The following is a 12,815-nucleotide window of genomic DNA, read 5'->3' on the forward strand; positions in this document are numbered from 1 at the left end:
AAATTAAATTGGCTCGAAATTCTAAAGAATAAAACGACTCAAGTCTTCGTTATCAACTAGTCGTTCCAAATGTTCGTTCACATAGGCCTCATCTATTTCAATGACAGTTCCATGCTTTTCACTGGCATCAAAGGAAATGTCTTCCATCAAACGTTCCATCACAGTATGAAGACGGCGAGCACCGATATTTTCAGTTCGCTCATTAACTTGCCAAGCAGCCTCTGCTACACGTTTGATCCCATCATTGGTGAAGCTTACACTTACCCCCTCAGTGCCTAACAAGGCAATATATTGCTCGGTTAGCGATGCACTAGGCTCGGTTAGGATCCGCACAAAATCGCCCACACTCAGCGCTGACAATTCAACCCGAATAGGTAAACGGCCTTGTAGCTCTGGGATTAAATCAGACGGCTTACTCATTTGGAACGCGCCTGAGGCAATAAATAATATATGGTCCGTTTTGACCATGCCGTGCTTAGTCGAAACAGTAGAGCCTTCCACTAATGGTAGCAAATCTCGTTGTACCCCTTCTCGTGACACATCGGCGCTGCCTGAACCTTCTCGTTTACAGATTTTGTCAATCTCATCAACAAATACAATGCCGTTTTGTTCGACGTTATATAAGGCCTTGTCTTTGAGCTCTTCATGATTAACTAATTTAGATGCTTCTTCTTCGATAAGTAGTTTAAAAGCTTCTTTGATTTTAAGCTTTTTCTTCTTTTTCTGTGAACCCGACAGATTCTGAAACATCCCCTGAAGCTGGTTAGTCATCTCTTCCATCCCAGGAGGAGCCATAATTTCTACACCAACCTGAGGTAATGCCACATCGATTTCGATTTCTTTGTCATCCAACTGACCTTCGCGTAATTTCTTACGGAATGCTTGGCGAGTCCCTTTATCTTCAACTTTCTCTTTTTCACCCCAAGCATTTTCTGGAGGTGGCAACAAAGCATCAAGGATACGTTCTTCGGCCGCTTCCTCGGCACGATATTTAACCTTTTGAGTCTCTTGTTCTTTGGTCATTTTAACTGAGATGTCAGCCAAATCACGAATAATGGTTTCAACTTCTTTGCCCACATAGCCCACTTCAGTGAACTTTGTCGCTTCGACTTTTATAAAAGGCGCATTGGCAAGCTTGGCTAAACGACGGGCAATTTCGGTTTTCCCCACACCTGTAGGACCGATCATTAAAATATTTTTTGGCGTAACTTCCTGACGCAACTCAGGCTGTAATTGCATTCTGCGCCAGCGATTTCGTAATGCTATAGATACGGCACGTTTAGCATCTTGCTGGCCAATAATGTGTTTATCCAATTCGTGGACAATTTCTCTTGGGGTCATATCTGACATAGGCTCAACCTTGTTTCATGTTTATCGATAATTCGGTGATGCAACTATCGATTAAAATTAGTATTCGAGTGTTTCGATCGTTTGGCTGTGATTGGTAAACACACAGATATCGCCCGCGATGCTCAGGCTTTTTTCAGCTATCTCTTTAGCAGACAAATCGGTATTTGCTAACAAAGCGGTTGCGGCAGCTTGTGCATAAGGACCGCCGGAACCAATGGCAATAAGATCTTGTTCTGGCTGCACCACATCGCCATTTCCGGTAATTATGAATGAGGCTGTGTGGTCTGCCACCGCCAGTAATGCTTCTAATTTTCTGAGCATCCGGTCGGTGCGCCAATCTTTGGCTAGCTCAACTGCGGCTTTTGTTAGATGCCCTTGGTGCATTTCGAGTTTACTTTCGAAGCGTTCGAATAGCGTAAAGGCGTCAGCTGTGCCACCAGCAAAACCGGCAATTACTTTATTGTTGTATAGCCTACGTACTTTACGAGCATTACCTTTCATAACGGTATTGCCCAATGAAACTTGGCCATCTCCAGCGATGACAACCTGATTATTGCGACGTACTGATACAATTGTAGTCACTGCGACTCCTTGATCTCGATAGGGTAAGCCAGCACCCTAGAACTGGGTCGCTGGCACTTCAATGAAGTATATGTGGGGAGTGGCGCGAAATTTTCAAGCTTTTAATCGGCTTGGGACAAAACATAGTCAGTATTGTTATAGATCCCAATACCAGATTTGACAGCTTCCGATACCAACTTTTTGGATAATATGGCGATCAGCCTCGGCATCACGTTTATAGTCATAAGGTCCTAAGACCACCCGATACCACAGACCATTCTTACCTTCACTGCGTCTCACTTGAGATTCGAGGCCTTGCATGGCCAGTTTAGCGCGCATTTCATCTGCTTGAGTTTGCTTGCGAAACGAACCACACTGCATAAGGTAGGGACGCTCAGACTTTTGTTGCTCTTTGCGGTCAATTTCGACATTGCCATGCTTTAATTCTTCAGGGTAACTGTAACGTTCAATAGGCATGTCTGGTAACGGCTCTATATCATCTGTGCTGGTGGCTTGCTCTGTGGCAGGAGTCGCTGATTCGACAGCCTCAGGCACAGAGATTTCAACATCTGTGCGACTTATTGACCATAAAAAATATACAAATCCCACCACCAATAAGACGGTCACTACAATACGTATCCAAGGCAATTTCACCTGCGCTGGGGCGTTTTTCGATTGAGGTTTTTTTTTCGGCACTTGGCCGCGTTTTACAAAATCTTTGTGAGCCATGTTATTGCTTTTTTACCCAAACTGCTGAGGTGCGAAGTTATGTCAAACCGTTTAACATTTAAGACCTGATGCTATCTGACATCAGGATTGTAGTTAAGCCAAATAGTAACGCGAATAGGCTATGGAAACCAAGATGAAAAGTGCATAGGCGGCTTGTTTATTGATATGGCAATTGACACTTGAGTCACACAACTGGGGGTTCACCTCGCTGGCCTATTTCATCTCACATGAAGTCTTGCGGGTCGACATCAATCGACCACCGTACTTTGCGCGTGATAGGTAAAGACTCAATCTGATTAACTTGACTGGCGATGACTTTATTTAACAACGAACGGCTATTGGCTTGCAGCAACAGCTGCATACGATAGCGGCCCTGACGCTTTTCCATAATGGCAGGAATTGGGCCGATAACTTTGACCCCTAGGCAGGTCAGCATTAACCCCACTTGGGACAAAAATTCGAAGGCCAACTCAATGTGACTGGCTTCGGCTCGAAACAGTGTATGAAAACAAAATGGTGGTAGTCCAGCGTGTTTACGTTCTAACAAGGCATGACGGGCAAAATGTCCATAGCCGTTGTGAATTAAGTCTTGCAGCAGTGGATGTCCTGGCTGATGGGTTTGCAGCCACATCTCCCCGGGTTTTTCCGCTCGGCCAGCGCGGCCGGAGAGTTGGGTGATAAGTTGGGCTAGATGCTCTGGGGCACGATAATCGGCGCTAAATAAGGCTCCGTCTGCATCGAGGATCACCACCAAGGTCACATTAGGGAAATGGTGTCCTTTGGAGAGGATTTGGGTACCAATCAAAATATGATGGGTGCCTCGATTGATTTCTTCCAGTAAATCATTCAATTTGGTTTTACCGCGCACACTATCACTGTCTATTCGGACTGAACTAAATTGCGCAAAGCGCTTTTTAAGACTTTGCTCTAACTGCTCGGTGCCGACGCCATGGGTAACCAACTCATGATGGCCGCACGATTGACAAGAAGAAGGCAAAGAGCGGGCGGAGCCACAGTGGTGACACTGTATTTTATGTAATGCTTTGTGCACCGTATAAGGCTTGTTACAGCGCTTACACTCTTCAATATGACCACAATGATGGCACAACAAAGCAGGGGCATAGCCCCGTCTATTCACAAATAACATGATTTGGCTGCCCGCATTGAGGTGTTGCTCCATCCTCTGCAGCATGCCCTGAGCTAAGCCAGCAACCAAAGGCTGGTTAGTAATATCCAATACATTTTGCTTTGCTTGCAACGCATTGCCGGCCCGCCTAATCAGTTGCAAATGCTGATATTTATTGGTGAGGGCATTGTTCAATGTTTCCAAGCAAGGAGTGGCGGATCCCAACACCAGTGGGACATTATGCGCTTTTGCTCTTAGTACGGCTAAATCCCGCGCGTTATAACGCAAGCCATCTTGTTGCTTGTATGATGAATCGTGCTCTTCATCTACGATGATCATGCCGGGATTGAGCATAGGCGTGAAAATAGCGGAGCGGGTGCCGATCACAATAGCCACTTCACCCCGTCGGCTTTTTTGCCACACCACTAAACGTTCATTGTCACTGAGCCCTGAATGCAAGACCCCGACTTCCAGGCCAAAACGCTTTTCAAAACGCTTGACCGTTTGGGGGGTTAAACCAATTTCAGGAACTAATATCAGAACCTGTTGCTTGTTTAATAGCACCTCTTCAATACTTTGTAGGTAAACTTCTGTTTTACCACTTCCAGTAATACCCTCGAGTAGAAAGCAGGCATAACGTCCCAAAGTTTGGGTAATCGCAGTGATTGCTAGTGCTTGTTCCACATTGGGTGTAGGCTTGTCCCCAACCTCAAGTTTGAGCCACAAATTTGTCTGTATCTCAGCCGCGATAGGTTCTATTTTGGCAATCTCCCTATCAACCAAGCCCTTGATCACACTATCGCTGAAGTGTTGCTTAAGTCCGGTCAAGGATTGCGGCCCCTCTTGGAGGGCATGAAACAAATGGACTTGTTTTTTGGCGCGCTTAATAGCCTCTGGCACCTCCAGTTGGCTTTCATCTAATAGACGCAAATAGTCAATTGGTTTTGGTTGGTCTGACTCACCTTTGCGCAAAGCAACTGGTAAGGCAGCATGCAGCACCTCACCAATGGGATGATGGTAGTATTGCGCCATCCAATGACACAGAGATAATAATGACTCGTCCAATACCGGATGCTGATCAAGTAACTGTGAGATAGCTTTTAACTTGGCAAAATGCGGCGAACTAGCGACAGTTCCGGTCACTATTCCGACCATCGAACGTGGTCCAAAAGAAACACGCACGCGGCATCCTACTTGAATATCAGTTTGATCACTCAGGTAATCGAAAAGTTGTCGTTTGGGTAACGCTAGGGCAACTTGATAAATCGGCATGGTTTAAATTTGGCTATTCCGGCTATTTTTATATATCAAAGCAATGGTTTTGGTTAACAATCAAGCAAAACTCCTTGATCCGTCTCGCTCTTTACATTAATATGCGCGCCTCTTTGCGGCAAGCCGCTATTTAATTTAATTTGCGTATGGTGTGCAGCTTCGGGCTGTATAGCGATACGGCCCAGAAATGAGGTAATCCATATGAAACAAGATATTCATCCAGAATACAATGAAATGACAGCAACTTGCTCTTGTGGCAATAAAATTGTTGTTCGTTCAACTTTAGGTAAAGACATCAACCTTGACGTATGCTCAGCCTGTCACCCATTCTACACTGGTAAGCAACGTAACGTTGACACCGGTGGTCGTGTTGACAAGTTCAAGAAACGTTTTGGTGCATTGGGCAAGAAGTAAGTCCAGTCAATCTATTGTTAAAAAGGCGCATTATGCGCCTTTTTTTATACCTGCTAAATATTAAATAATCACAGCCTCATTCTGCCATCCAGCACACTAAAAAACAGCTAAACTGACATTATTGCCCACAGCATCCAGTGTTTGTTTACTGTTGAATATCAGTACTTTGAATAAGATGGCAGATAAACATGCGTTTGGTGAATGTTATTTATTCTCTTGTCTGATATGTCTTCGGCCTAAGCCTATGTTACATTTGCCTGCAGTGGCCAAAATAAAAACAATAAACCACTAACAAAAAAACAACATACTCACCCTACAAATTAAGGAATAAGACACGTATGTCTGATTTTCGTCAAAAAGCGTTGGATTATCATGCTAAACCCGTTCCGGGAAAAATCAGTGTAGAGCTTACCAAGCCAGCGGAAAGTGTCACCGATTTGGCCTTGGCGTACAGTCCTGGTGTTGCGGAACCCGTCAGAGAAATTGCTGCTGACCCTAATGCCGCATACACCTATACCGGCAAAGGCAACTTAGTGGCTGTCATCACCAATGGCACTGCCATTCTTGGCTTAGGTAATTTAGGGCCTTTAGCATCCAAACCTGTCATGGAAGGAAAAGCGTTATTGTTCAAGCGCTTTGCTGGCATTGATTCCATTGATATCGAAGTGAAGCACCGTACAACCGAAGAGTTCATCAATACGGTTGCTAACATTGCTGATACATTCGGAGGAATTAATCTTGAAGACATCAAAGCTCCGGAGTGCTTCGAGATAGAACAAGAGCTGATCAAGCGTTGCTCCATCCCAGTGTTTCATGATGACCAACACGGTACCGCCATTGTGACCGCTGCGGGTATGCTTAATGCGCTGGAAATCCAAGGTAAGGTTATTCACGACGTGACTATCGTGTGCATGGGCGCTGGCGCTGCAGCCGTTGCCTGTATGGAATTATTGATTAAGTGTGGCGCGCAAAGAGAGCGTATTTATATGCTAGACCGTAAAGGTGTGATCCATACCCGAAGAGACGATCTGACTCCACACAAATTATTGTTTGCCAATAATACCGACAAACGTACTTTAGAGGATGTAATGGAAGATGCGGATGTATTCGTCGGCGTGTCTGGACCAGATGTACTGCCCCCTGAAACACTGAAACTAATGAACGATAATCCGGTAGTGTTTGCTTGTTCAAATCCAGATCCGGAAATAAAACCAGAGTTGGCCCATCAAGTGCGTGATGACTTGATAATGGCGACTGGCCGTTCTGATTATCCTAATCAGGTTAATAATGTCTTATGTTTCCCATTTATTTTCCGTGGTGCCCTTGATGTCAGAGCCTCAACCATAAATGATGAGATGAAAGTTGCAGCTGTAGAAGCTATTCGTGCCATCGCCAAAGAACTCGTCCCGCAAGAGGTCTTGGCTGCAAGTCAAATCGATGCTTTGGAGTTTGGCCGCAAATACATCATTCCCAAACCTATGGATCCGAGACTTTGCAAGCGAGTCGCGACTGCTGTAGCACAAGCAGCGATTGCCTCTGGCGTTGCACGGCTAGACCGCTTACCGGCTAATTATTTAGACAAGTTATGACGGTTCAATAGTTGCTGGCAGGGTGTAAGACTCGCCCTACCAAGCAGCTTTTACCACACAACAACTTTGCATTAGTCTCGATTGCGCCCAAGCTTGTCATGACTGCTGACCCAATGCCCACCAATCACAGCACAAGCAAGCGAAATATCGCCGGCCAACACGGTGGCAGCAACGATTTCAGCTAACTTGTTAGCTTTGCCTTTACCGTAACAGTCCATTAGTTCTAGACATTCCTTTTGAGTTGGTAATCCGGTTCCACCGCCATACGTCGCCACTATCAAAGATGGCAAAGTAATCGATAAGTAAAAGTCACCGTTGTCCAATAATTCGTGGGAAAGTAACCCGGCATGGGACTCTACAACATTGGCTTCATCTTGACCCGTTGCAATAAATATAGAAGCAATCCCATTAGCTGAATGGGGACCATTGTACGCAGCGCCCGCCATTAACGCCCCCGTGTTGGCCAACACAGTTGCCTTAGCTAGCATCTTGGTATCCACCTTCATTATTTTTTTAAGCACTTCTTTTTTGAGGACAATTTCAGCTATTACTCGTTTACCCCGGGTGTGCAGCATATTTAAATGAGAGTGTTTTTTATCCGTGTCCATATTGCCAGATAGTAAGTACTGACAACCACCTGGGTAGTTCGCGCAAATCCATTCGCAAGCTGCCAAGGTGGCCTTACCCACCATGTTCTGTCCTGCGGCATCACCGGTTGTGTAGTTAAACCGCAAGTAACGTGTTTTAGATACTGACCACTGCATGATGTGGTCTAGCTTGCCGATGCTGGTAGTGGTTTCAGCAGCTTGCTTAATTTTTTGAAAATTCTCAACTACCCAAGCGCCAAAGTCTCTCGCCTGTCTAGCATTGTCAAAAATAAACGCTGGGGCTCGTTGCATAAATTGTTCAACCACTGTGGTATTCACCCCACCACACTCATTGACCACCCGCATACCACGGCTATAGCTGGCTACCAAGGTACCTTCTGTGGTTGCCAATGGCACATGAAATAAACCATTGGCGTATTCACCATTGACCTGAATTGGACCTGCAATACCTACAGGCATTTGTACCACGCCAATAAAGTTTTCAATATTGCCAGGCAGGGCTGCGGGGTCGATGGAGTAGTGGCCTGTGTGAGGTAATTCAGTGCCGGTCTGTTGAGTGAGATACTCTCTGCGTTTTTGCGCCCACTCGTTACTGTAATCATTCATGGTGTTACGGGGAATGCGTGGCGTTTTGCTCATTTAAATAATCCTTAAATATAGTCCGGGTACTCGCTACATATAAAATGCAAAGTACTTGCCAGATAATAGTATGGGACTAAAATGACCAAAGTATGAAGTTAAGCTTGAAAATACTCAATAATCTCAACTCGGGCTAAAGTCTACCCGAGATAAGACTAGTTTTTGCACCACTTTGGGGTGTGGTGCTATGAGACTATGGTGCAGTGCTCTGAATCTTGTTGATTGCCCTTATAAGCAGGAGCGTGTGCGACAAACATCCTTTTACAGCTTATTCCTCACTGTCTTTAATCTCCAAACCCATTGATTCCATCAGTTCACGGGCTACTTTTGGAATTCTATTTGGGTTATCTTTGCGTAGATCATCATCATCGGGCAAGGGTTGGCCATTAAATGCGTGCAAAAATGCCTCGCACAATAATTCTGAATTGGTTGCATGCCGTAAGTTGTTGACTTGACGACGAGTGCGTTCATCCGTCAATACTTTTAACACTTTGAGTGGAATTGAGACCGTGACTTTCTTTACCAACTCACTCTTTTTACCGTGTTCAGCGTAGGGATGTATGTATTTTCCGTTCCACTCTGCCATGTTGATGCTCTTTTTAATCTTTCTTATAAACGGAAATTCTAACCGTAAGTCAGTTAGATGTCTAAACATCTTGACGGCTTAGCCAACTCAGTTTAGTTTAGACGTCTAAACGGCTAATTGTTTACTATATTGAATTTTGGAGTGTTACATGGTGTCTTACGCCCAGGGTATTGAATCGCTTAACCAGACAATGGCTGAATTAAGTGGAATAAATGTGTCTTTTGAATTTTTCCCTCCCAAGACAGAGAAAATGGAACAAACCCTGTGGAAATCGGTTAACCGTCTAGCGCCGCTAAAGCCCGCATATATGTCAGTTACCTATGGTGCGAATAGTGGTGAACGAGATCGGACTCATGATGTGGTCAAACGTATTCAGGCGGAAACCGGTGTGGCCGCCGTACCTCATTTGACCTGTGTAGACGCCAGTCGCGAAGAACTAGTGCAAATCGCACAAGACTATTGGGATAGTGGTATTCGCAGAATTGTAGCCTTGCGGGGGGATTTACCTCAGGGCATGACCAAAACAGATATGTACGCTGCCGATTTAGTTGCTCTGCTAAAAGACGTGGCTGATTTTGATGTATCAGTAGCCGCTTACCCTGAAAAACACCCTGAGGCGCCCAATGCGCAATTTGATTTACTCAACCTGAAACGTAAAGCGGAGGCCGGTGCGACTCAGGCAATTAGTCAGTTCTTTTTTGATGCCGAAGTATTTTTACGATTTCGCGACCGAGCGGCAGCGACAGGCATAGACCTAGACATAGTTCCCGGCATTTTACCGGTCACCAATTATCAAACATTACAACGCTTTGCCGGCTTCACAAACGTACATGTGCCCAGTTGGTTACACAAAATGTATGATGGGCTTGACCAAGAAGATCAAACAACACGAAATCTATTAGGCGCCAGTATTGCCATGGATATGGTCAAGGTTTTGGCTAAAGAGGGAATTCGAGACTTCCATTTCTATACCTTAAATCGTAGCGAATTAAGCTATGCAATTTGTCATTTACTAGGCGTTCGCGGCTAAACCCTATAAACTAAACACCAATGTATAGTGATAGTAGGTGTTATGACTCAAATCTCTGCGCTGGAAAAAATTAAAAGCGTCCTGGCTCATACTGGGGCGCTGCTAAGCAATGTGTTTCACCATTGCCAAAAAGATAAGATAACCACCTCTGCTGGGCATCTAGCCTATGTCTCGTTATTATCGATCGTTCCCTTTATCGTAGTTTTTTTCAGTATTTTGTCAGCCTTCCCGGCCTTCTCCGAAGTCCGAGAACAATTGCAAGGATTTGTATTCAGCAATCTGATCCCTACCTCCGGCGATGTGTTGCAGCAGCACATGTCTCAATTTGTGGCCAATGCATCCAAAATGGGTGCAGTGAGTATCCTTTTCTTAGTGGCCGTAGCGCTAGCACTTATCTCCAATGTTGATAAAACCCTTAATAATATTTGGCAAGCGAAAAGCGAAAGGCCACGGATCTATACTTTTGCAGTGTATTGGATGGTGCTTACCTTGGCACCATTGCTAATTGGTGTAAGTGTGTTGGTCAGCACCTATTTGGTTGGTTTGGCTAATTATGCAGAGGAATACACCCCTGGCATATCCACCATACTGCTTAAAATTGTACCCTTTGTGACCTCCGTCATCGCCTTTTTTATTCTGTATATGGTGGTGCCTAATAAACGCATTAGTCCTAAGCATGCCATTAGCGGAGCGCTGCTCGCCGCATCTATGTTCGAGCTTTCTAAGAAAATGTTTGCCTTGTATATTGAACACTTTCCGTCCTATCAAATGATCTACGGCGCCATAGCAGTCATTCCCATACTATTTGTTTGGGTATATTTAAGCTGGATTTTAGTCTTAATAGGGGCAGAATTCACCCGAGCTTTAGAACGTTTATTGCCGGAAGAAGATACTGGAAAAGAGCGAAATATCATTGACCCAGAGGAATAGTCTGGGTCAATGGAAGGACTTTATGTTTGCCTCAACAATTAACTTTTTATGCTTGATATGAAGTCATTTGATTGAGCTATTGCACTGTTCATTTCTTTAATCAACAAATCAATGTCTTTCTTGATGAGATTAAATTCACCTTGCAGTGCACCCACTGCATTGGCATTAAGATTATGTTTAAGATACAACACATTATCTTGCAAAGCCGTTAATACCGGAGCCATTTTAGATTCAGCCTTGCGCATGGCGGTAATTAACGTTTTGTAACGTTTTTGGGTGTCGTTTAGCTGTCTTTTACTATCATTTTTGAGCTTGGCGTTACTGTACTTTTCCAACTCATCATTCCATTCGTCAAATAATGCTTCGGCTACGCTTTCGACTTTATCGATCCGATTGCTAACGTCATTTGCAGCAGCCTGACTGGCTTCAAACTGACTATTTAACTTTTCATAGACATCTTGCAAATCCCCACCATCGAAATTGATTAAATGGCTAAATTCTTCCAATGCAGAAGCAAACTGTTTTTGAGCATCTTCTTGGGAGTCTTTGGCGTCTTCCACGCGGTCGACCAAAATATCGCGTTTTTCCACCCCGAGTTTTTCCCAGGCTGCATAATAAGCGCTTTGACAGCCGAATAATGACAATGTAAGCAAAGCGATAACAAGGCTTTTCATAGCTGATTTCCTCTATAAGTAGCCGCATCGATGATTGACCATAGATGGAATATTGCGCCCACTATCCACATGAAAAAGAGGATAACAGTAGCCGTCAACGCATAACTTACCGTTGCAATTACAAAGAACAACAGTGCTTTGAAAATACGCCCTTGCACCAATTGTCCTAAACCAGGTATAAAAAAACTGCAAATCGCGGCTAACACATTGCCGCCTGAACCTTGTCCAGCCATAACTTTCTCCATTTAAATCGATTTGTGGAAACAAATGTTTATTTTCAAGTATTAAGTGCTAAATTAAAGCAAAGCGATGGAATTCACAAACAAAAAAGCGGAGTTTATGCATCATATATATCCGCCTCTGAAAGCATACTATTCTGAATTGCTTGATGTAGGTGACGGACACACATTATATCTTGAACAATCTGGTAACCCAGACGGCATTCCCGTGTTATATATACACGGTGGCCCAGGGGCTGGATTATCTGACTCTTACCGTAGCTTTTTTGATCCCAACATCTATAGAATTATAGGCTTTGATCAGCGCGGGTGCGGAAAATCTACTCCTTTTGCCAGCCTAATTAACAATACCACTGCGCATATCCTCGCGGATATCCAACGAATACGGGAACATTTGCAGATTTCCAAGTGGATGCTTTGCGGCGGCTCTTGGGGCACCACCCTGGCTCTATTAAGCGCCATTGAATATCCTTTACATGTCAGCTCGATTGTACTTAGAGGGGTATTCTTAGCCCGTGAGCAAGATATGCAATGGTTTTTGCACGGCAATGGTGGTGCGGCTCAAATATTTCCAGACCACTATGCTTCATTTATAGAAATTGTAAAAGACCGTTTGGGCAAGATGTCGGTGGCGGAGGCTTTTTATCAAATTTTTTCCCAAGGTGATGAGCTTACCAAGGTTCATGCAGCTAAGGCTTGGTGCATGTGGGAAGAACGAATATCTTTGATGAACAATTCAATCATCGAGCAAGATATGAGTCAAAACTTAAATCGAGCCATCAGTCTGGGGATGTTGGAGTGTCACTTTATCAAACATAATTGTTTTATTGACGAAGATTACATTTTGCAAAACATCGATAAGATCAATAGCATTCCTGGCACTATCATCCATGGCCGCTACGATATGGTCTGCAAGCTAGAAAACGCCTATTCACTAAGTCAATCTTGGCGTGCTGGCCAATTGTTAATTGTACCTGAAGCGGGACACAGTACCTCCGACCCAAATATCAGTGAGGCTATTTGTCATGCAACTGATGCTATGGCCAAGTTTCTGCAAGAAAGCTAAAG

The 12,815-nt window shown here is 44.3% G+C and carries 13 protein-coding genes; 5 read left to right on the top strand and 8 right to left on the bottom strand.

Going from position 1 to position 12,815, the window contains the following annotated elements; all coding sequences use genetic code 11:
* Positions 1 to 21: 21 nt before the first annotated feature.
* The 4 genes from hslU to priA all read right to left on the bottom strand — a co-directional run bounded on the left by hslU (position 22) and on the right by priA (position 5,038).
* Positions 22 to 1,350, bottom strand: a complete 1,329-nt coding sequence (hslU, locus tag QR722_RS17585) for an ATP-dependent protease ATPase subunit HslU (RefSeq protein WP_286284272.1) — start codon at positions 1,348 to 1,350, stop codon at positions 22 to 24.
* Positions 1,351 to 1,407: 57 nt separating this feature from the next.
* Positions 1,408 to 1,932, bottom strand: coding sequence for an ATP-dependent protease subunit HslV (hslV, locus tag QR722_RS17590; protein WP_286284273.1), 525 nt, complete (start codon positions 1,930 to 1,932; stop codon positions 1,408 to 1,410).
* Positions 1,933 to 2,067: 135 nt separating this feature from the next.
* Entirely contained in the window at positions 2,068 to 2,640 is a 573-nt protein-coding gene (locus QR722_RS17595) for an SPOR domain-containing protein (protein WP_286284274.1), read from the bottom strand.
* Between the two features lie 223 nt (positions 2,641 to 2,863).
* Complete coding sequence (gene priA / locus QR722_RS17600) at positions 2,864 to 5,038, bottom strand: primosomal protein N' (protein ID WP_286284275.1); 2,175 nt, start codon at positions 5,036 to 5,038, stop codon at positions 2,864 to 2,866.
* 201 nt (positions 5,039 to 5,239) lie between these two features.
* On the opposite strand from priA, the gene rpmE reads away from it, so the two are divergent.
* Positions 5,240 to 5,452 carry a 50S ribosomal protein L31 gene (rpmE, locus tag QR722_RS17605; RefSeq protein WP_286284276.1) on the top strand — a complete coding sequence of 71 codons (213 nt, stop codon included), beginning with the start codon at positions 5,240 to 5,242 and terminating at the stop codon, positions 5,450 to 5,452.
* Positions 5,453 to 5,790: 338 nt separating this feature from the next.
* Positions 5,791 to 7,041 carry a malic enzyme-like NAD(P)-binding protein gene (locus QR722_RS17610; protein ID WP_286284278.1) on the top strand — a complete coding sequence of 417 codons (1,251 nt, stop codon included), beginning with the start codon at positions 5,791 to 5,793 and terminating at the stop codon, positions 7,039 to 7,041.
* Positions 7,042 to 7,112: 71 nt separating this feature from the next.
* Here the strand turns inward: QR722_RS17610 and QR722_RS17615 are convergent, their stop codons facing one another.
* Both QR722_RS17615 and metJ read right to left on the bottom strand, forming a co-directional pair.
* Positions 7,113 to 8,288 (bottom strand): hydroxymethylglutaryl-CoA reductase, encoded by a 1,176-nt coding sequence (locus tag QR722_RS17615; RefSeq protein WP_286284279.1) that lies wholly within the window; start codon positions 8,286 to 8,288, stop codon positions 7,113 to 7,115.
* Between the two features lie 268 nt (positions 8,289 to 8,556).
* Positions 8,557 to 8,874, bottom strand: a complete 318-nt coding sequence (metJ, locus tag QR722_RS17620) for a met regulon transcriptional regulator MetJ (RefSeq protein ID WP_286284280.1) — start codon at positions 8,872 to 8,874, stop codon at positions 8,557 to 8,559.
* A gap of 148 nt (positions 8,875 to 9,022) precedes the next feature.
* On the opposite strand from metJ, the gene metF reads away from it, so the two are divergent.
* A complete protein-coding gene (gene metF, locus QR722_RS17625) occupies positions 9,023 to 9,904 on the top strand; it encodes a methylenetetrahydrofolate reductase (RefSeq protein WP_286284281.1) in 882 nt (293 codons plus the stop codon).
* A 42-nt stretch (positions 9,905 to 9,946) separates the two neighbouring features.
* A complete protein-coding gene (locus QR722_RS17630) occupies positions 9,947 to 10,834 on the top strand; it encodes a virulence factor BrkB family protein (RefSeq protein WP_286284282.1) in 888 nt (295 codons plus the stop codon).
* Positions 10,835 to 10,872: 38 nt separating this feature from the next.
* On the opposite strand, the gene QR722_RS17635 is transcribed toward QR722_RS17630, so the two are convergent.
* Complete coding sequence (locus QR722_RS17635; protein ID WP_286284283.1) at positions 10,873 to 11,508, bottom strand: DUF2959 domain-containing protein; 636 nt, start codon at positions 11,506 to 11,508, stop codon at positions 10,873 to 10,875.
* Positions 11,505 to 11,741 (bottom strand): hypothetical protein, encoded by a 237-nt coding sequence (locus QR722_RS17640; RefSeq protein WP_286284284.1) that lies wholly within the window; start codon positions 11,739 to 11,741, stop codon positions 11,505 to 11,507. The genes QR722_RS17635 and QR722_RS17640 overlap by 4 nt, the downstream gene beginning before the upstream one ends.
* Before the next feature lie 76 nt (positions 11,742 to 11,817).
* Between QR722_RS17640 and pip the strand changes: the two genes are divergently transcribed.
* On the top strand, positions 11,818 to 12,813 hold the full coding sequence (gene pip / locus QR722_RS17645; protein ID WP_353506890.1) for a prolyl aminopeptidase: 996 nt from the start codon (positions 11,818 to 11,820) through the stop codon (positions 12,811 to 12,813).
* The last annotated feature ends 2 nt before the right edge of the window (positions 12,814 to 12,815 follow it).

The organism is Aliiglaciecola sp. LCG003, assembly GCF_030316135.1.
GTDB lineage: Bacteria > Pseudomonadota > Gammaproteobacteria > Enterobacterales > Alteromonadaceae > Aliiglaciecola.

Excerpts from the sequence above, each read along its gene's own strand:
- QR722_RS17615 (WP_286284279.1), bottom strand. The coding sequence starts at position 8,288 with ATGAGCAAAACGCCACGCATTCCCCGTAACACCATGAATGATTACAGT.
- QR722_RS17640 (WP_286284284.1), bottom strand. The coding sequence starts at position 11,741 with ATGGCTGGACAAGGTTCAGGCGGCAATGTGTTAGCCGCGATTTGCAGT.
- metF (WP_286284281.1), top strand. The coding sequence starts at position 9,023 with ATGGTGTCTTACGCCCAGGGTATTGAATCGCTTAACCAGACAATGGCT.
- QR722_RS17630 (WP_286284282.1), top strand. The coding sequence starts at position 9,947 with ATGACTCAAATCTCTGCGCTGGAAAAAATTAAAAGCGTCCTGGCTCAT.
- metJ (WP_286284280.1), bottom strand. The coding sequence starts at position 8,874 with ATGGCAGAGTGGAACGGAAAATACATACATCCCTACGCTGAACACGGT.
- QR722_RS17595 (WP_286284274.1), bottom strand. The coding sequence starts at position 2,640 with ATGGCTCACAAAGATTTTGTAAAACGCGGCCAAGTGCCGAAAAAAAAA.
- rpmE (WP_286284276.1), top strand. The coding sequence starts at position 5,240 with ATGAAACAAGATATTCATCCAGAATACAATGAAATGACAGCAACTTGC.
- pip (WP_353506890.1), top strand. The coding sequence starts at position 11,818 with ATGGAATTCACAAACAAAAAAGCGGAGTTTATGCATCATATATATCCG.
- QR722_RS17635 (WP_286284283.1), bottom strand. The coding sequence starts at position 11,508 with ATGAAAAGCCTTGTTATCGCTTTGCTTACATTGTCATTATTCGGCTGT.
- hslU (WP_286284272.1), bottom strand. The coding sequence starts at position 1,350 with ATGTCAGATATGACCCCAAGAGAAATTGTCCACGAATTGGATAAACAC.
- priA (WP_286284275.1), bottom strand. The coding sequence starts at position 5,038 with ATGCCGATTTATCAAGTTGCCCTAGCGTTACCCAAACGACAACTTTTC.
- QR722_RS17610 (WP_286284278.1), top strand. The coding sequence starts at position 5,791 with ATGTCTGATTTTCGTCAAAAAGCGTTGGATTATCATGCTAAACCCGTT.